Source organism: Neisseria sp. P0016.S008 (assembly GCF_051957775.1).
Taxonomy (GTDB): Bacteria; Pseudomonadota; Gammaproteobacteria; order Burkholderiales; family Neisseriaceae; genus Neisseria; species Neisseria flavescens_B.
This window is the reverse complement of record NZ_JBQCWB010000007.1, coordinates 52,906-71,477: the sequence shown is the minus strand read 5'-3', so window position 1 is coordinate 71,477 and position 18,572 is coordinate 52,906. Positions and strand designations below refer to the sequence as shown.

Annotated in this window: 19 protein-coding genes, 2 tRNA genes and 1 pseudogene; 9 read left to right on the top strand and 13 right to left on the bottom strand. The window is 50.6% G+C overall.

Annotated features, from left to right (window positions below):
• Positions 1-231: 231 nt before the first annotated feature.
• From ACTHS8_RS09350 to ACTHS8_RS09335, 4 genes are all read left to right on the top strand, one after another.
• Positions 232-1,584 (top strand): SLC45 family MFS transporter, encoded by a 1,353-nt coding sequence (locus ACTHS8_RS09350; protein ID WP_107810734.1) that lies wholly within the window; start codon positions 232-234, stop codon positions 1,582-1,584.
• A 74-nt stretch (positions 1,585-1,658) separates the two neighbouring features.
• On the top strand, positions 1,659-3,917 hold the full coding sequence (locus ACTHS8_RS09345) for a glycoside hydrolase family 65 protein (protein ID WP_440373545.1): 2,259 nt from the start codon (positions 1,659-1,661) through the stop codon (positions 3,915-3,917).
• Between the two features lie 12 nt (positions 3,918-3,929).
• The gene (pgmB, locus tag ACTHS8_RS09340) at positions 3,930-4,595 is read left to right on the top strand and encodes a beta-phosphoglucomutase (protein WP_440373544.1); all 666 of its coding nucleotides are present in this window, start codon (positions 3,930-3,932) and stop codon (positions 4,593-4,595) included.
• 105 nt (positions 4,596-4,700) lie between these two features.
• Positions 4,701-4,850 carry a hypothetical protein gene (locus ACTHS8_RS09335; protein ID WP_157686114.1) on the top strand — a complete coding sequence of 50 codons (150 nt, stop codon included), beginning with the start codon at positions 4,701-4,703 and terminating at the stop codon, positions 4,848-4,850.
• A 254-nt stretch (positions 4,851-5,104) separates the two neighbouring features.
• On the opposite strand, the gene ACTHS8_RS09330 is transcribed toward ACTHS8_RS09335, so the two are convergent.
• The 3 genes from ACTHS8_RS09330 to ACTHS8_RS09320 are packed head-to-tail and all read right to left on the bottom strand — an operon-like array spanning position 5,105 to position 5,749.
• Positions 5,105-5,242, bottom strand: a complete 138-nt coding sequence (locus tag ACTHS8_RS09330) for a hypothetical protein (RefSeq protein ID WP_157686115.1) — start codon at positions 5,240-5,242, stop codon at positions 5,105-5,107.
• Positions 5,243-5,244: 2 nt separating this feature from the next.
• Entirely contained in the window at positions 5,245-5,463 is a 219-nt protein-coding gene (locus ACTHS8_RS09325; RefSeq protein ID WP_157686116.1) for a hypothetical protein, read from the bottom strand.
• Positions 5,435-5,749, bottom strand: coding sequence for a hypothetical protein (locus tag ACTHS8_RS09320; protein WP_198341516.1), 315 nt, complete (start codon positions 5,747-5,749; stop codon positions 5,435-5,437). The genes ACTHS8_RS09325 and ACTHS8_RS09320 overlap by 29 nt, the downstream gene beginning before the upstream one ends.
• A 66-nt stretch (positions 5,750-5,815) precedes the next feature.
• Here ACTHS8_RS09320 and ACTHS8_RS09315 point away from each other — a divergent pair, with 66 nt between their 5' ends.
• Complete coding sequence (locus ACTHS8_RS09315; protein WP_063068896.1) at positions 5,816-6,067, top strand: helix-turn-helix domain-containing protein; 252 nt, start codon at positions 5,816-5,818, stop codon at positions 6,065-6,067.
• A gap of 71 nt (positions 6,068-6,138) precedes the next feature.
• Here the strand turns inward: ACTHS8_RS09315 and ACTHS8_RS09310 are convergent.
• The 3 genes and pseudogenes from ACTHS8_RS09310 to ACTHS8_RS09300 form a co-directional block, all read right to left on the bottom strand.
• A pseudogene (locus ACTHS8_RS09310) lies at positions 6,139-6,330 on the bottom strand (UvrB/UvrC motif-containing protein); the annotation flags it as partial.
• An 11-nt stretch (positions 6,331-6,341) separates the two neighbouring features.
• Positions 6,342-7,151: a glutamate racemase gene (gene murI, locus ACTHS8_RS09305; protein WP_049331752.1), complete on the bottom strand. Its 810-nt coding sequence runs from the start codon at positions 7,149-7,151 to the stop codon at positions 6,342-6,344.
• A 61-nt stretch (positions 7,152-7,212) separates the two neighbouring features.
• Entirely contained in the window at positions 7,213-8,442 is a 1,230-nt protein-coding gene (locus ACTHS8_RS09300) for a multidrug effflux MFS transporter (RefSeq protein WP_188208627.1), read from the bottom strand.
• 241 nt (positions 8,443-8,683) lie between these two features.
• On the opposite strand from ACTHS8_RS09300, the gene ACTHS8_RS09295 reads away from it, so the two are divergent.
• Complete coding sequence (locus ACTHS8_RS09295) at positions 8,684-10,213, top strand: helicase HerA-like domain-containing protein (protein ID WP_440373543.1); 1,530 nt, start codon at positions 8,684-8,686, stop codon at positions 10,211-10,213.
• Between the two features lie 130 nt (positions 10,214-10,343).
• Positions 10,344-10,832 (top strand): GNAT family N-acetyltransferase, encoded by a 489-nt coding sequence (locus tag ACTHS8_RS09290; RefSeq protein ID WP_036472879.1) that lies wholly within the window; start codon positions 10,344-10,346, stop codon positions 10,830-10,832.
• A 52-nt stretch (positions 10,833-10,884) separates the two neighbouring features.
• On the opposite strand, the gene ACTHS8_RS09285 is transcribed toward ACTHS8_RS09290, so the two are convergent.
• The 3 genes from ACTHS8_RS09285 to ACTHS8_RS09275 form a co-directional block, all read right to left on the bottom strand.
• Positions 10,885-12,240 carry a PFL family protein gene (locus ACTHS8_RS09285; RefSeq protein WP_440373542.1) on the bottom strand — a complete coding sequence of 452 codons (1,356 nt, stop codon included), beginning with the start codon at positions 12,238-12,240 and terminating at the stop codon, positions 10,885-10,887.
• Between the two features lie 15 nt (positions 12,241-12,255).
• Positions 12,256-12,528: an ACT domain-containing protein gene (locus ACTHS8_RS09280; RefSeq protein WP_063076269.1), complete on the bottom strand. Its 273-nt coding sequence runs from the start codon at positions 12,526-12,528 to the stop codon at positions 12,256-12,258.
• Between the two features lie 107 nt (positions 12,529-12,635).
• Entirely contained in the window at positions 12,636-13,781 is a 1,146-nt protein-coding gene (locus ACTHS8_RS09275; protein WP_440373541.1) for a polyamine ABC transporter substrate-binding protein, read from the bottom strand.
• 328 nt (positions 13,782-14,109) lie between these two features.
• On the opposite strand from ACTHS8_RS09275, the gene ACTHS8_RS09270 reads away from it, so the two are divergent.
• Both ACTHS8_RS09270 and parE read left to right on the top strand, forming a co-directional pair.
• Positions 14,110-14,646: an RNA pyrophosphohydrolase gene (locus ACTHS8_RS09270; RefSeq protein ID WP_004520487.1), complete on the top strand. Its 537-nt coding sequence runs from the start codon at positions 14,110-14,112 to the stop codon at positions 14,644-14,646.
• A gap of 68 nt (positions 14,647-14,714) precedes the next feature.
• Entirely contained in the window at positions 14,715-16,700 is a 1,986-nt protein-coding gene (parE, locus tag ACTHS8_RS09265) for a DNA topoisomerase IV subunit B (protein ID WP_440373540.1), read from the top strand.
• A gap of 197 nt (positions 16,701-16,897) precedes the next feature.
• On the opposite strand, the gene ACTHS8_RS09260 is transcribed toward parE, so the two are convergent.
• From ACTHS8_RS09260 to ACTHS8_RS09245, 4 genes are all read right to left on the bottom strand, one after another.
• Positions 16,898-16,974 (bottom strand) — tRNA-Asp (locus tag ACTHS8_RS09260).
• A 32-nt stretch (positions 16,975-17,006) separates the two neighbouring features.
• Positions 17,007-17,082: transfer RNA gene (locus tag ACTHS8_RS09255), tRNA-Val, on the bottom strand.
• Positions 17,083-17,207: 125 nt separating this feature from the next.
• A complete protein-coding gene (ribA, locus tag ACTHS8_RS09250; RefSeq protein WP_003747497.1) occupies positions 17,208-17,801 on the bottom strand; it encodes a GTP cyclohydrolase II in 594 nt (197 codons plus the stop codon).
• A complete protein-coding gene (locus ACTHS8_RS09245; protein ID WP_440373539.1) occupies positions 17,794-18,459 on the bottom strand; it encodes a hypothetical protein in 666 nt (221 codons plus the stop codon). The genes ribA and ACTHS8_RS09245 overlap by 8 nt, the downstream gene beginning before the upstream one ends.
• Positions 18,460-18,572 lie beyond the last annotated feature (113 nt).

Below are 18,572 nucleotides of genomic sequence, written 5' to 3'. Positions count from 1 at the left end.
ACGCCGAGCCGAACCGATACCCTCATTGCCCGACGGTATCAATGCCAAACCGCAGAAAATTTGATTTAAGCCAGTTTATCCTTGAACTGGCATTGCCAATATCCGGCGCTCTTCATAAAATGCACCTATATCCTTGAAAGTACGCACACAAACAATAACGACAGAGAACACCACACCAAGGAACCTTTCAGATTTCTCAATAAAAATACTTTTTAAAAAAGGATTTACCTCATGTCGGAAAATACGCAAAAAACAGCAAAACAAGGTTTGCCGTCACTGGCAAAAAGTACGATTTGGATGCTGAGCTTCGGCTATCTCGGCGTTCAGACGGCCTTTACCCTGCAAAGCTCACAAATGAGCCGAATTTTTCAAACTTTAGGCGCCGACCCGCACAATTTGGGCTGGTTTTTCATTCTGCCCCCATTGGCCGGTATGTTGGTTCAGCCAATTGTGGGCTACTACTCAGACCGCACTTGGATGCCGCGCTTGGGCGGCCGCCGTCTGCCCTATCTGCTTTACGGTACGCTGATTGCGGTTATCGTCATGATTCTGATGCCGAACTCGGGCAGCTTCGGTTTTGGTTACGCTTCTTTGGCGGCTTTGTCGTTTGGCGCGCTGATGATTGCGCTGTTGGACGTGTCCTCCAATATGGCAATGCAGCCGTTTAAGATGATGGTCGGCGACATGGTCAACGAGGAGCAGAAAAGCTACGCCTACGGGATTCAAAGTTTCTTAGCGAATACGGGCGCGGTTGTGGCGGCGATTCTGCCGTTTGTGTTTGCGTATATCGGTTTGGCGAACACGGCCGAAAAAGGCGTTGTGCCGCAGACCGTGGTCGTAGCATTCTATGTGGGCGCAGCGTTGCTGATTATTACCAGTGCGTTCACCATCTTCAAAGTCAAAGAATACGATCCGGAAACCTACGCCCGCTATCACGGCATCGATGTCGCCGCGAATCAGGAAAAAGCCAACTGGTTCGAACTTTTGAAAACTGCGCCTAAAGCGTTTTGGACGGTTACTTTAGTGCAATTCTTCTGCTGGTTTGCCTTCCAATATATGTGGACTTACTCGGCAGGCGCGATTGCAGAAAACGTTTGGCAGACAACCGATGCCTCTTCCGTAGGCTATCAGGAAGCGGGCAACTGGTACGGCGTTTTGGCGGCGGTACAATCCATTGCTGCCGTTATCTGCTCGTTTATTCTGGCAAAAGTACCGAATCAATACCATAAAGTCGGTTATTTCGGTTGCTTGGCTTTAGGCGCGCTCGGTTTCTTCTCTATCTTCTTCATCCACAATCAATACGCGCTGATCCTGTCTTATACCTTAATCGGTATTGCGTGGGCAGGTATTATTACCTATCCTTTGACGATTGTAACCAATGCCCTCTCCGGCAAACACATGGGTACTTATTTGGGTCTGTTTAACGGCTCTATCTGTATGCCTCAAATCGTTGCCTCCCTGCTGAGCTTTATCCTCTTCCCTATGCTGGGCAGCCATCAGGCAACCATGTTCTTGGTTGCAGGCGCGGTCTTGCTGCTGGGAGCCTTCTCTGTATGTCTGATTAAAGAGACCCACGGCGAATAATCCATCCATACCATCGGCAAAGGCCGTCTGAAACCTTTGCCGAACTTACGATTTTAATAACAGGAGCTTCATAAATGTATACAAGAATCATGGAAATCAGCCCTTGGACGCTGCGTTCGGCAAAACTGGAAAAAGAACACAAACGGCTGCAAGAGAGCCTGACCAGCTTGGGCAACGGATATATGGGCATGCGTGGCAACTTTGAAGAAACCTACTCCGCCGACAGCCACTTGGGCACCTACATAGCCGGCGTGTGGTTCCCTGACAAAACCCGCGTTGGCTGGTGGAAAAACGGCTATCCTAAATATTTCGGCAAAGCCATCAATGCGCTCAATTTCAGCAAAGTTAAAATCTTTGTTGATGAACAAGAGGTGGACTTGGCGAAAAACGACGTTGCCGACTTCTCCGTCGAACTCGATATGCAGCACGGCGTGTTGCGCCGCTCGTTCACCGTATTCGGCGTGCGTTTCGATGTGTGCAAATTCCTGTCGGTCGCGCAAAAAGAGCTAGCTCTCATCCGCTGGGAAGCCGTATCTGTTGACGGCAAAACCCACCAAGTCCGCATCGATTCCATCATCGATGCCGACGTGAAAAACGAAGACTCCAACTACGAAGAAAAATTCTGGCAGGTATTGGACAAAGGCGTTTCAGACGACCGCTCCTACATTGCCACCCAAACCGTCGCCAATCCCTTCGGCGTGGAACAATTTATCGTCAACGCCGAGCAAACCTTCGCCGGCAGCTTTAAAGCCCTTGGCGGCAGCCAAACCGACTGGCAGGTCTCCAATTCTTTTGAAGCCGAAGTCGGCAGCACGCCCGAAACCTTTGAAAAACGCGTGATTGTTACCACCAGCCGCGATTATCAGGGCTTGGAAGCGGTGAAAGCCGCAGGCCGCGCCTTGTCGGAAAAAATCGCAGGCGTTGCATTTGAAACCTTGCTGGACGCACACAAAGCAGGCTGGCTGCACCGTTGGGAAATCTCCGATGTGGTCATTGAAGGCAGCGACGAAGCGCAGCAGGGCATCCGCTTCAACCTGTTCCAACTGTTCTCCACCTACTACGGCGAAGACGCGCGCCTGAATATCGGCCCGAAAGGCTTTACCGGCGAAAAATACGGCGGCGCGACCTATTGGGATACAGAAGCCTACGCTGTGCCGCTTTACCTCGCACTGGCTGAACCCGAAGTTACCCGCAACCTGCTGCAATACCGCCGCAACCAACTGCCGCAGGCGCAGCACAACGCGCGCGAACAGGGCTTGGCGGGCGCACTCTATCCGATGGTGACGTTTACGGGCATCGAGTGCCACAACGAATGGGAAATCACCTTCGAGGAAATCCACCGCAACGGCGCGATTCCTTACGCCATCTACAACTACACCAACTACACCGGCGACGAAAGCTATCTTGCCAAAGAAGGCTTGGAAGTATTGGTCGAAGTGTCCCGCTTCTGGGCGGACCGCGTCCACTTCTCCAAACGCAACGGCAAATACATGATTCACGGCGTAACCGGCCCGAACGAATACGAAAACAACATCAACAACAACTGGTACACCAACACCCTTGCCGCATGGGTATTGGATTACACCAGAGAAGCCTTGGCGAAATACCCGCGTCCAGATTTGAACGTGAGTGCCGCCGAGTTGGAAAAATGGGCGGACATCAGCGCCAATATGTACCGTCCGTATGACGAAGAACTCGGCGTATTCGTGCAGCACGACGGCTTCCTCGACAAAGACATCCGCCCCGTGTCCGCGCTTTCGCCCGACGATTTGCCACTCAACCAGAAATGGTCGTGGGACAAAATCCTGCGTTCACCCTTCATCAAACAGGCAGACGTCTTGCAAGGCATCTACTTCTTCGGCGACCGTTTCAACATGGACGAAAAACGCCGCAACTTCGACTTCTACGAACCGATGACCGTGCATGAAAGCTCGCTGTCGCCGTGTATCCACTCTATTCTCGCCGCCGAACTGGGCAAAGAAGAAAAAGCCGTGGAAATGTACCAGCGCACCGCCCGCCTGGACTTGGACAACTACAACAACGACACCGAAGACGGCCTGCACATCACCTCCATGACCGGTTCGTGGCTCGCCATCGTCCAAGGTTTCGCCCAAATGAAAACTTGGGGCGGCAAACTCAGCTTCGCCCCGTTCCTGCCGAGTGCGTGGACAGGCTACGCCTTCCACATCAACTACCGAGGCCGTCTGATTAAAGTTGCCGTCGGCAAAGAAAACGTCGTCTTCACCCTGCTCAAAGGCGAACCGCTCGATTTGCAGGTGTACGGCAAAGACATCACGCTCAACGGCAGCCACACCGTTGCGTTGGAAAAATAAGGAGGGCGCAAAATGACTTTTACCGCAGTCCTGTTTGACCTCGACGGCGTCATCACCGACACCGCCGAATACCACTACCGCGCATGGAAAAAGCTCGCCGAAGAACTGGGCATCAGCATCGACCGCAAGTTTAACGAGCAGCTCAAAGGCGTGTCGCGCGACGATTCTCTCAAACGCATCCTCGCGCACGGCGGCAAAACCGTCAGCGAAGCCGAGTTCGCCGAACTGACCCGCCGCAAAAACGACAACTACGTCGAGATGATTCAGGCAGTCAAACCCGAAGATGTGTACCCCGGCATTTTGCCGCTGCTGGAAGCATTGAGGGCAAACGGCAAAAAAATTGCCCTCGCGTCTGCCAGCAAAAACGGTCCGTTCCTGCTAGAACGCATGGGGCTGACCCACTTCTTTGACGCCATTGCCGACCCTGCCGCCGTCGCGCATTCCAAACCCGCCCCCGACATCTTCCTCGCCGCTGCCGAGGGCGTAGGCGCGGACATCCGCCACTGCATCGGCATTGAAGACGCCGCCGCCGGCGTCGCCGCCATCAAAGCCGCCGGCGCCTTACCCATCGGTGTGGGTAGAGCCGAAGACTTGGGCAGCGACATCGCGCTGGTCTCCGGCACCGCCGAGCTGACCTACGTCTACCTGCAAAACGTATGGGAACAGTCGGGCAGGTAAAATACTAAGGAAGTAAAAAGGCCGTCTGAAAACTGGATTTCAGACGGCCTTTATTCTAAAAGTTTCCAGACGACGTTTGAGGTCTTCTGAAAGTTTGAAACAGTGGTGAGAACGACAGACAACGCGTGCGTGCGTACCGCACACACCCTACACCTCGGTTTTAAAGTTTGTGCCGCCGCAGGTAAGGTGTGTGGCACAGCCACGCACGCGGTTGGTGGAGATGCAGGCTACGGCTTGCTTGTGGATAGGTCATGATGGGAGGGTTCTTTTTAAAATGGATTTCGTTGGGTCTTGAACCAACAGGAAGAAAACAGCCTTTAAGCTATTATATTTGTTGTTTGGAATGAAACAAAGGTCGTCTGAAAATGGATTCACGGTTTTCAGACGACCTTTTTATTATGTGCCACTTGAGCAAAATGTAGGTTGGGTTGAAAATCCAACACTCTGTGAAATTTAACAGTTTTGTTGGGTCTTGACCCAACCTACGCTTGCTTGTTACGGCTTGTTAATCAGCACATACATCTGCACGGCGGCATACCGCAAGTATCACAATATTCGCTATCGTAATGCATATCACCGCAGTATTCGCAAGAGCCTTGATAACCACGCCAGTTTAAGAGTTTCGGATTGAATACACGATATTTCATGATTATTTCCTCCGTTTCTTATCACCTGATTGTTGGGCAGGTGTTCTATCACTGCCTATATTGTAGCGGTGGTCATGGCTACCATCAGCTTTGTTTTTACCATAACTAATTACGCCATTAACAACCCCCTTAGTGGCGGAACCAAGTAGTTTCTTTAAAAAACTCATTTGTAATTTTACCTTTATTGTTTCTTCAATCATCAAATAGCGAATATAATCCATAAGTTATTGCTCCAACTGCCAATGGAGCAGCGGCAACAATACCGATACCAACTGCCATACTTCCGCCACCGATAGTTGCCAATGTACCTGTTATGGCTGATGCACTCATTGTTGAAGCGGCAGCCCCTATGCCCGCAGCGGTACCTACACCTGAGACACTACCCGCAACTTTTGCATTTTCTTCAGACATAATAACCTTCCAAAACTTGTTATTTTTAACTAAACCGTCATGGCAATAATTCAACCATGATGTAGTTATCTTATACAATTTTTTTAAAAATATCAACTATAGTTGACTAATTTCTTCCTATCGTGAATTGTTTAAAATTCAGTATCTTTCCATACTGAATAAATGGACATAAACAATGAAATACATCCGTACCGTCTGATTTTTGCCCAAAATATGCGGAAGATACGTCGCTTGAAAGAAATTTCCCAAGAGGCTCTCGCTTTTGAAGCTCAAGTTAGCCGTGCATACATCTGCGAGGTTGAACGTGGAAACAGAGCTGTTTCTATTGATGTTATGGGGCGGATTGCAGACGCTTTGGAATTACCCTTAGAGCATCTCTTATCCAAGAATGCGATAAGCCATGTCGAAGAATAAAATATTTTAAACACAGTGCTTTTAATCATAAAAAATGACCAGTCGCACAAATGGCTGGTCGTTTTATTGTTTCATTCACTCCCAAACAACAACCCTTCCTTAATCCCCCTAATCCTATCCCTCAACACAGCCGCCTCTTCAAACTGCAAATCTCTAGCAGCCTGCTGCATGGCTCTTTCCAATTTCGCAATTTATTCCAAGGCATCTTCTTCATTGTGAATTTCTCCGACTTTAACCTTGTTTTTGCCTTTCAGACGGCCTTTAATATTACCCATCAACCCAACGTTACCATCTCAATCTGCTCCATACTTCTACCCAAGAAGCGTTCGCCGATGGTGCGGAAGCGCAGTGGGATGTCGCTGACGTAGAAGCGGTAATCCGGATTGTCGTTTTCCGTGTTCAGCAAACCTGCTTGCGCCAAGGCTTTGGCGGTGGCTTCGGCGGTAGTGATGGCAGAATCGACCAAGGTGACGTTTTGCGCTTCGCGACCGATAAGCGGTTTGAGCAGTGGGAAGTGGGTACAACCCAACACCAGCGTGTCGATGTCGTCCGCCAAGAGTGGCTTCAGGTACTCGCGTACGGTCAGGCGGGTGACTTCGTGATCGAGCCAGCCCTCTTCCACCAATGGCACAAGCAGGGGCGCGGCTTGCGTGCGCACCAGCGTGTCGTTGTTTTTTGAATGGATGGCACGCGCGTAGGCATTGCTGTTGACGGTAGTGTTGGTTGCGATAATGCCGATTCGGTTGTTTTTGGTGGTTTGCAAAGCAGCTTCCGCACCGGCGGAAATGACGTCCAATACGGGCATATTGCCTGCTTTTTGACGGATTTTTTGTCCGGCAACGGCGGCGATGGTGTTGCACGCGATGACGAGTGCTTTGACATCGTTTTCCAGCAGGAAATCGACAATCTGCATGGCGAAGGTTTCTATAGTGGCGCGTGATTTGGTGCCGTAGGGAACGCGTGCGGTATCACCGAAATAGATGATGTTTTCCATCGGCAGGCGTTCCATCAGGGCGCGGACGTTGGTCAAGCCGCCGACGCCGGAATCGAATACGCCGATGGGGCGTTGTTTGCTGGTACTCATGGTTAATTTCTTCAATATAGTGTTAAGGCCGTCTGAAACCGTTTTTCAGACGGCCTGAAGGTTAAACATATTCTTTTTTATCGTTTTCCACCCAAGCCTGATGCGAGCAAATCCACAACAGCACGATACCGCACACGGTCGAGCTCAACATCATACCGGTCATCACCAAGGCGGAACCATTGTGCAGCCAAGTCGTTGCCATGCCGACCGATGCGCCGATAAGGGATTGGAATACGCCTAAAACCGCATTTGCGCTGCCACCCTCTGCGCTGAAATAGCTCATAAAACAGGCCTGAGTGTTCGCTCCGACCAAGCCTTGCGTACCAACTGAAAACATCACGCATGGTACCAAAGCCCACAAAGGCGGCAAAGACAGCGACAACACCAAAACCGTCATCAGCAGATTGGCGGTAAATTGGACGATAATGCCCCATTTGAGGATGTTTTGCGGATGCGTACCGGTTTTCAAACGCCATGCGGTAACGCGGTTAAACGACATCATGGTAATGATATTGAGCGCAAATATCCAAGCATATTGGTTTGGTGAAACATGATACAGATGTTGGTACACGAACGACGATTCGGTCAAAAAGGCGAACATCGAACCGAAACTGAAAGCTTGGAAAAACAAATAGCCCATTGCAGCGCGCGTTCTCAAAACGCGTTTAAACCTGCCTGCCACCACGCCGAACACGTCCATGCTGATTTTGCCTTTTTGGTGCGGCTTGGGCAGGAAATACCACATCAAACCCCAAAGCAGCAGCGAATAGCAGGCCAGAAAACCGAAAATCATGCGCCAGCCGCCCAAATTCTGCAAGCCAGCACCAATCATCGGTGCCATCAGCGGCACAATCATCAGAATGATGCCGATTAAGGCAAACATCTGCGCGGCTTTGCGTCCGGAATAATAATCGCGCACCATCGCGCCGGAAATCACCACGGTCATCCCCGCGCCAAACGCCTGCAAGGCACGCAAGTTCAGCAGCTGCTCGACATTATTCACCATCGTCAAACCGATAACGGCGGCAAAGTAAATGCTTAAGCCCACCAAGGCGACCGGTTTGCGGCCTTTAATATCCGAAATCGACCCACCAACTACCTGACCAAACGCCACGCCAAACATAAAAAAGCTCAGGCTTTGCTCGATGCGGTGAATGTCCGAACCCAGTGACTTCGCCATTTCGGGAATCGCAGGCAGATAGGCATCGACAGAAAACGGCATCAGCGCGACCAACATCGCCATCAGCACGGCCATGGTTTTTTCGCCCAAAGGGGCTTGTTGTGCAGTCATTCCGACTTTCGCTTTCGTAAAAAATATTCAACAAACAAAGAAAACAACCGCCTTGTCAGACGGTTGCGGATTGGATGGAATTATAGCAGATTTCAACCTTGTCCAATCACTGCAAAAAAACCTTTGCAAAACTTAAGGCCGTCTGAAACTTTGCTTGGTTGAATCCCCTTGCTTCAAACGCTAAAATGCTTGTTTCTTAAGACAACAAATTGTTTCACATCACGGATTCTAAGGAATAATCATGACTACATTTCAAATTGCGCGTGCCGACGGAAAAACGCTCGAAATCCAAGGCAAAATGGCAAACCGCCACGGCTTAATCGCCGGGGCGACCGGTACGGGTAAAACCGTTACCCTGCGCCGCATGGCGGAAGCCTTCAGCAGCGAAGGCGTCCCTGTATTCTTGGTCGATGTCAAAGGCGATTTGTCGGGCATCGCGCAAGCCGGTGCCAACAGCGGCAAAGTGGGCGAACGCATTGCCGAGTTTGGCTTGGGCGAGCAATGGCTGCAAAGTTTCCCCGTGCGCTTTTGGGATGTTTACGGCGAAACCGGCATTCCGGTACGCGTGACTGTTTCAGAAATGGGCCCTATGCTTTTGGCCCGCCTGATGAATCTGAACGACACGCAAGAAGGCCTGCTCAACCTCGTGTTCAAAGTTGCAGACGACAGAGGCTGGCACATTCTGGACTTAAAAGATCTGCGCAGCATGTTGAAACACGTTTCCGACCACGCTTCGGAATACCGCACGCAATACGGCAACGTTTCTGCCGCCAGTATCGGCGCGATTCAACGCCAACTGCTGACTTTGGAAAACGAAGGCGCAGAAAAATTCTTCGGCGAACCTTCCCTCAACTTGCAAGACTGGATGCAAACCGACAACGGCAAAGGCATCATCAACATCCTTAATTCCGAAAAACTGATGCGCTCGCCGCGTATGTACAGCGCGTTTTTGCTGTGGATGCTGGCAGAATTGTTTGAAACCCTGCCCGAAGTCGGCGATTTGGACAAACCAAAATTCGTGATGTTCTTCGACGAAGCACATTTGATGTTCGACAATGCCGCCAATGCACTGGTCGAACAAATCGAACAAGTCGTGCGCCTGATCCGTTCCAAAGGCGTGGGCGTATATTTCGTTACCCAAAACCCGCTTGACTTGCCCGATACCATTCTCGGCCAACTGGGTAACCGCGTACAACATGCCCTGCGCGCCTTCACACCGCGCGACCAAAAAGCAGTCAAAGCTGCTGCCGAAACCTTCCGCAGTAATCCGAATATCAAAGTTGCCGAAGCGATTGCCGAACTGGGCGTCGGCGAAGCCCTCGTTTCCTTCCTTGATGAAAAAGGTATGCCAGAGCCGGTAGAGCGCGCCCTCATACTGCCGCCGCAATCGGCCCTGACCCCGCTTGCTGCAGAAGAGCGCAACCGTTTGTTCCAAAACGATGATTTGTATCCAACCTATAAAGACATGGTGGACAACTACTCCGCTTTTGAAGCATTGGCCGAAGCAGACAGCCAAGCAGCCGCTGAAAAAGAAGCCGCAAATGCCGCCAAAGAGCAGGAAAAAGCGCAAAAAGCCGCAGAAAAAGAAGCTGCCAATGCCGATCCCGGCATCCTCGGCGGACTGATCGGCGGCTTGAGCGGCGGACGTAAAAAATCCGGCCAAGGTTTGGGCTACAACGTTGCCGACGCCATCGGCAGCCAAATCAACCGCCAAGTAACCAACGCCATTTCCCGCAGTGTAATGGGCATTATTAAAAATATGTTTAAATAATCAGCCTGCGAACATACTGCCTTTATTGCAATAGCCGCAAGTCGGATACTTGTATCCGACACCTTGCTTTCAGACGGCCTCAAAGCAGCCTGAAAACAAGCCAAGTGCCCGCCAAACAGGAAAACACGCCATGCCCCAAACCGTTACCCTTGTGCTGTACGACCCCGCACACGCCGCCGATTTGGACTACCGTCTGCACGGAGAGCAAGCACAATACTCGGTTTCGCCCCAAGAGCGGCTGCAAAACGGCCGGTTCGCCGCGCCCGACTGTTTGGCCGTAACCATTTTGTGCCAAAACCGCCCCATCGGATTTTTCATCCTTGATAAAGGCAGCGACCGCCTTACTTACAGCGCCAACCCCCGCGCCGTATTGCTGCGCTCGATGTCGGTCAACCCCGCATATCAGGGTCAAGGCTGCGCCCGCGCGGCGCTGGCTGACGATAAATTGGCGCCGCTCATCCGCAGCATATTGCCCGACTGCGACGAAATCGTGTTCGGCGTACACCACGCCAACCGCGCCGCCATCGGCCTGTACCAAAGCTGCGGATTTGCCGATACGGGGCGAACCTTTATGGGCACAAAGGGGCTGCAATATATTTACAGCAAAACGATTCGGTAAAAGGCCGTCTGAAAATCAATTTCAGACGGCCTTTTTTTATTCATCAATCCAATCAGTTTTTCATCGATTGAACCGGAGCCGGGATTCTACCGCCTCGGTTGACGAACACTTCGCACGAGCCTTCTTTAACCGGCATTACAGGCGCGTAGCCCAACAGGCCGCCAAACTCGACGCTGTCGCCGACGGTTTTACCGGTTACCGGAATAATGCGCACGGCGGTGGTTTTGCTGTTGATCATGCCGATGGCGGCTTCATCGGCGATGATGCCGGAAATGGTGTGTGCAGGTGTATCGCCGGGAACTGCAATCATATCCAAACCAACGGAGCAGACGGCAGTCATGGCTTCGAGTTTATCCAGCGTCAATACACCGGCTTCGGCAGCGGCAATCATGCCCTCGTCTTCCGAAACAGGGATAAACGCGCCGCTCAAACCGCCGACCGCGCTGGAAGCCATCATGCCGCCTTTTTTCACGGCATCATTCAGCAATGCCAAAGCCGCTGTTGTACCGTGCGTACCGCAGACGCTCAAACCCATCTCTTCAAGGATGCGTGCCACCGAATCGCCGACGGCAGGGGTTGGCGCCAATGACAAGTCGAGAATACCAAACGGGATATTCAGCATTTTTGAGGCTTCGCGGCCGATAAGTTCGCCCACTCGGGTAATTTTGAAAGCAGTTTTCTTCACTACTTCCGCAACTTCGGTCAATGTCGTTGCATCTGAATTTTCCAACGCGGCTTTTACGACACCTGGGCCGGACACGCCGACATTGATAATGGCATCCGCTTCGCCCGAACCGTGAAACGCGCCCGCCATAAACGGATTGTCTTCCACTGCATTACAGAACACGACGATTTTGGCGCAGCCAAAACCTTCGGGTGTGATTTCGGCCGTGCGTTTGATGGTTTCGCCTGCCAGCTTGACCGCATCCATATTGATACCGGCACGCGTGCTGCCGATATTGATGGAGCTGCACACGATATCGGTAGTCTTCATCGCTTCGGGAATGGAACGGATCAGCACTTCGTCCGAAGGCGACATGCCTTTTTGCACTAACGCGGAAAAGCCGCCGATAAAGGACACGCCGATGGCTTTGGCAGCTTTATCCAAAGTTTGCGCCACGCTGACATAGGAATCGGCATGGGTGGCCGCGGCGATTTGGGCAATCGGCGTAACGGAAATACGCTGATTCACAATCGGTACGCCGTATTTGGCAGACAGATATTTTGCCGTCGCCACCAAGTCTTTGCCGACCGTGGTGATTTTATTGTAAATATTTTGGTTCAACACATTGATATCGCTGCTGATGCAGTCGTGCAAATCAATGCCGATGGTAATGGTGCGCACGTCAAAATTCTGGTCGGCCACCATTTTGACGGTTTCTAAAATCTCGCCGGATTGAATACTCATGGCTCTCCCTCCGACTTAAATACGGTGCATGGCTTGGAAAATTTCTTCGTTTTGCATACGGATATCAAGCGCGAGTTTTTTGCTCTCTTCCGCAAACAAATCCAAAACCTCTTGACGCGATTTGGTGCATTTTGAAGTGTCCACCAAAATAATCATGGTAAAAAAATCGTCCATCAGCTGTTGGCTGATGTTGAGAATATTGATTTGGTTTTCCGCTAAAATTTTGGAAACGTCGTACACAATGCCCACACGGTCTTTGCCGATGACGGTGATGACTGAATTGCTCATAACGCTGTTTCTCCTGATAGGATATTTGAAAAGTGTTGACAATTATAACACTCAGGCCGTCTGAAAAACTGTTTCAGACGGCCTGAGTATTCAAATTTCAATTTTAATTATCGCCCTGCTTTCAAAGCCTGCCACAAACGAACGCTGAGTTTGCTCGCATCGGTTGACTTGGGCGAAACGATGAAGCTTTTTTCCATCAATTCTTTACTTGGGAAAATCGATGCATCGGATGTGTACTTTTCATCCATCAAATCACGCGCCGGACGGCTGGCCGGAGCATAAGTCACATAGTTGCCGTTTTTGGCCGCTGTTTCCGGATTGAGCGTGTGATTGATGTATTTGTGTGCATTGGCCACATTTTGCGCATCACGCGGAATCATCAGCGAATCCACCCAGATACCGACGCCGCTTTTCGGCGCCAATACTTCGACTTCGACACCGTTTCCAGCCTCCTTGGCACGGGTTTTGGCAATATTGAGGTCGCCACCATAACCCACCGATACGCAAAGATTACCGGCCGCCATATCGTCGATATAGCCCGACGAGGTAAAGCGTTTGATGTCGGGACGCACTTTTTTCATCATTTCAACAGCAGCTTTGATGTCGTCAGGGTTTTCGCTGTTCGGATCTTTGCCCAAATAATGCAAAGCCAAAGGAATTTGCTCGATGGCGCTGTCAAAATAACTGATGCCGCAGGATTTCAGCTTTTTCGTGTATTCAGGATTGAACACCAAATCCCATTCGTTTTCAGGCAGCTTGTCCGTACCCAAAGCCTTTTGAACCTGCTGTTTGTTGATTGCCAGCGTATTGATGCCCCAGAAATAAGGGACGGCATATTCGTTGCCCGGATCAACGGCTTCCATCATTTTCAACAAATCAGGATCGATATTGGCGTAATCGGGAATTTGCGATTTGTCGATTTTTTGATACGCGCCGGCTTTAATCTGACGGCCAACATTGGCAATAGACGGCGCAACCAGGTCATAACCCGACTTGCCGGTCAGCAGCTTGGCTTCCAGTGCTTCGTTGCTGTCGTAGTAATCGTAGCGGACGTTGATATGCGTATTTTTTTCAAACGCAGACAGCGTGGCAGGATCAACATAATCCGACCAGTTGTAGATATTGAGTTTATCCGTTTGAGAGGAAGAAGTTTGAGTTTGAGATGCGGAAGATTCTGCGGCGGTGCCTTGTCCTCCGCTACACGCAGTCAAGACGAGGCTCACGATTGCCGCCGCCATCAAAGATTTTTTCATGGTTTCAGACCTTTTGTTCGGGGGGTGAAAATATTGCAGCGGTGGCAGATGCCACTTACAAAAGGGAAACTGTGGGGGCGGCCGGCATGTGTCCTTTGCCCTTGATTCAGCAAGGTTTGCATTAAACGGCAAAAAGCTTTTGAATGCAAGACCTTAAAGCAGAAAAAATTTTCATTTTTCAGACGGCCTGAAGCTATGGTTTTATTCATAAACAACATTTTTTGAGAAACGGTTTCATGCCGTCTGGAAAAAACTGTGGGCTTATTCAGACGGCCTCAAGATTTGTCAAAACCGCCCAATTTGTGGGAAAATTGCACGATTGAATTTAATGAAGGGCGACACCGTGTTAGACAGAGAAGGCTATCGCCCCAATGTCGGTATTATCCTGATTAACGAACGTAACGAAGTCTTTTGGGGCAAACGCGTACGCGAACATTCATGGCAGTTTCCGCAGGGCGGCATCAAGCCGGGCGAAAGTCCTGAGACCGCCATGTACCGAGAATTGTACGAAGAAGTCGGCCTGTTACCGCAACACATCAAAATCGTTGGCCGTACGCGCGACTGGTTGCGTTATGACGTGCCCAGCCACTGGGTGCGCCGTGAATGGCGCGGTTCGTATCGCGGACAAAAACAGATTTGGTATCTTTTGCGCTTGGTCGGCCGCGACAGCGACGTCAACCTCCGCGCCTGCCATCATCCTGAATTCGACGGCTGGCGCTGGCACCAATACTGGGCGCCGGTTGACGAAGTCATCGACTTCAAGCGCGGCGTGTATTTAGACGCATTGACCGAACTCTCCCGTTTCCTGCGCGGCATAGAAAGCTATGAAGACTTTATCCGTCGCAATCCAATAGAAAACCTATAACCCAAACGCTTTCAGGCCGTCTGAAAGCGTTGTTTTTCATCCTTTCAGACGGCCTTTACATTATTCCTATGGCTAAAAACAATCAATACAGCGAATCCAGCATTACCGTCCTCAAAGGCTTGGAGCCGGTCAAAGAACGTCCCGGCATGTACACCCGTACCGACAGCCCGACCCATATCTGTCAGGAAGTGATTGATAACGCAGCAGACGAGGCATTGGGCGGTTTCGCGACTGCAATCGACGTGCAAATTCATGAAGACGGTTCGCTTTCCGTCCGTGATAACGGCCGCGGCATTCCCGTCGGCCTGCACCCTGAAGAAGGTGTACCCGTGGTCGAACTCGTGTTTACCCGTCTGCATGCAGGCGGCAAGTTCAACAAAAAAGACGGCGGCAGCGCCTATGCCTTTTCAGGCGGTCTGCACGGCGTCGGCGTATCTGTTACCAACGCCCTTTCCACCCGCCTTGAAGTAACAGTCAAACGTGAAGGCAAAGTCCACCGCATCGTCTTTTCCGGTGGCGACGTCATCGAGCCATTGACTGAAGTGGGCAAATGCGCCGTCAAAGACAGCGGCACCGAAGTATGCGTGTGGCCGGACGGCAAATATTTTGAAAGCCCAAATTACAGCATTCCCGAACTCGAACGCCTGTTGCGCGCCAAAGCAGTCTTACTGCCGGGCGTACGCGTTTCCCTGACCCGTCCGATCAAAGGCGAAGACGAAGCACACACCCAAACCTGGCACTATCCAGACGGCCTGAAAAGCTATCTGACCAACCTCATTGCCGACGCACAAGAAGCCGTGCCTATCTTCTCCTGCGAAAACTACATTTCAGACAGCCACAACGGCGATTTCAGCATTGGAGAAGGCGCAGCATTTGCCCTGACTTGGCTGGAAGAAGGCTCGTGCGCCAACGAAAGCTATGTCAACCTGATTCCCACGCCATTGGGTGGCACGCACGAAGCAGGCTTGAAACAAGCTGTGTTCAATGCCGTCAACAACTTCATCAATCTGCACAACCTCTTGCCGCGCGGCGTGAAAGTACAAAGCGACGACGTGTTTGGTAAAACCGCCTTCGTCCTCTCTGCCCGCGTCCTCGATCCACAGTTCCAAGGTCAAACTAAAGACAAGCTGACCAACCGCGATGCACTGAAACTGGTTGCCACCGTATCGGGCGACCCTTTGGAATTGTGGCTGAACCAAAACGTGGACTACGGCAAAAAAATTGCCGAACTCGCCATCCGTCAGGCACAAGCGCGGATGCGTTCGGTTAAAAAGATTGAAAAGAAAAAAGGCAGCGGCGTCGCTGTCTTACCCGGTAAGCTGACCGACTGCGAAAGTGAAGACATCCGAGAAAACGAACTCTTCCTCGTCGAAGGTGATTCCGCTGGTGGCTCTGCCAAACTTGCCCGCGACAAAGCCACACAGGCCATCCTGCCCCTGCGCGGCAAAGTCCTCAACAGCTTTGAAGTCCACCCGGACCAGCTCTTCGGCAATGCCGAAATCCATGATATTTCCGTCGCCATCGGCGTCGATCCGCATGGAATCAACGACAATCCTGATTTAAGCGGCCTACGCTACGGCAAAATCGCCATCCTGTCCGATGCCGACGTGGACGGCTCACATATTCAAGTTTTACTGCTGACCCTGTTCTACCGCCACTTCCCGAAACTGGTCGCCGACGGACACATCTACGTCGCCCAGCCGCCGCTGTTCCGCGTCGATGTCAACGTACAAGGCAAAAACAAACCTGCCCGCAAATTCTACGCCCTCGACCAAAACGAACTCGATAGCATTTTGGAGCGACTGCAAAAAGAAGGCGTTAAAGAAACTGCTTATTCCATCAGCCGTTTCAAAGGCTTGGGCGAGATGAACCCCGACCAGCTCAAAGACACCACCATGCACCCCGACACCCGCCGCCTGTTGCAGGTACAAATCCCCGAAGGTGCGGATGACGAAACACGCGACATCTTCGTCAAACTGATGGGAAAAGGCGAAGCCGCCGCCCGCCGCGCATGGATGGAAAAAGAAGGTGATACGGCAGAATTGGATATTTAATCTATTGTTTCAATAGACTAAAGGCCGTCTGAAACTTTAAAAGTTTCAGACGGCCTTTTTTTAAAATCATCAGAAATTAAGGTTAAACAGTATTTAACTTTCAATATCCTGTTACTTACCTATTTCTATTTTCGCAGCTGAATTGTGTGTTTAAGACAAATAAAAAAGCACTGATATAATCAGTGCTTTTTAAATAATGGCGCGGCGGACGGGGCTCGAACCCGCGACCCCCGGCGTGACAGGCCGGTACTCTAACCAACTGAGCTACCACCGCGCATCCACTGTCAAAGACAATGAAAGGAAACTTGGTGGGTGATGACGGAGTCGAACCGCCGACATTCTGCTTGTAAGGCAGACGCTCTACCAACTGAGCTAATCACCCGATAAGCTGACATTAAATCAAAAAATCAGACCATGCGCAAGGTTTTTATTTAAATAAAAATATATCCCATTGAAAGAATATAGAATATTTTATTTAAACGCAAAAATTACCGTTATGCCTATCTATCAATCGAAAATCAAATGTCCCAATTTATCCGCTTTAGTATGCAGATAACGTTCATTTTCCACATTTTCGCCGACATGTAATGCAATCCGTTCGACCACATTAATGCCGGAATCTTTCAACGTTTGGATTTTTTCAGGATTATTGGTCAACAATCTGACTTCACGAATATGCAGATAATCATAAATCTGTTTGGCCAAAGTAAAGTCGCGCGCATCAACAGGAAGGCCGAGTGCAACATTGGCCTCAACCGTATCCAAGCCCTGATCTTGCAAACGATAAGCACGGATTTTGTTTATCAAACCAATGCCCCTACCTTCTTGGCGCAAATATACGATAACGCCACGCCCTTCTTTCTGAACGGCCTGCATCGCTGCTTGAAGTTGAGGGCCGCAATCACATTTCACCGAAAATAAAGCATCACCGGTCAAGCACTCGGAATGAATACGCGACAACACAGGCAGGCCGTCTGAAACATCGCCCATCGTCAATGCGACATGCTCCTGACCGCCCTCTTCTTCAAAGCCGTGCATGGTAAACTCACCCCATTCTGTAGGCAAACGGCATGACGCGACAAACTTCAAGGCCTTACTCATTTTCCGCTTCCTCTTTTTCAGCCACGCCTAACAGATTTTTCAAAGAATCCGACAAGGCCAAAGCAAGGGCAATCCAAGCCACCAATACTTCGTCTGGCGCGCCGTCTTTGACATCAAACTCGGCATGTACCACACCCAAAACCGCACCGCTGGGCATACAGACAGGAACAGAAATCTGACTCAAGCCGAGATGATTGCGTTCGGCCGACAATTCACCAATTTCCTGCCAATACGCCACATTCTGACAAACATTCATCCAACCGCTTTGCGCCGTACGCACAGCCAAAAAAGCCTGTCCGGCCTGCTCGTCGATTGGAATCACATTTTCCAACGGTACGCCCCAACGGCTCAGTCGAACCAGCGACAACGCGCCATCTTTCGGAAACGCTGTATAAACCGCTGCACTTTTCAAATGCTCGGTGCGCTCGGCAACCGAATCCAAAGCCATAAAAATCTGTTTCAGCAACAATTCATGTTCGGCATCAACATAATCTGCCAACTGCCAACCGTCTTCAGACGGCCACAAAATCGAACGCTCAACAGAAGCATTGCCCATTTTAATCACAGCCTGGGCAGTCAAATAAGCAACATGTATCTCATCCGCAGGCAACTTCAAACCTTGCGTCTGCAAAAAATCTTTAATCAATAAAGCAGGCATCTGCCCTTCCTCACCAATAGTAAAGTTGAGGCCGTCTGAAAACAAACCCTGCTTTCAGACGGCCGGAATAAATCATTATATAAGGGATAAACCGAAAAATTCAAGCAAACAAG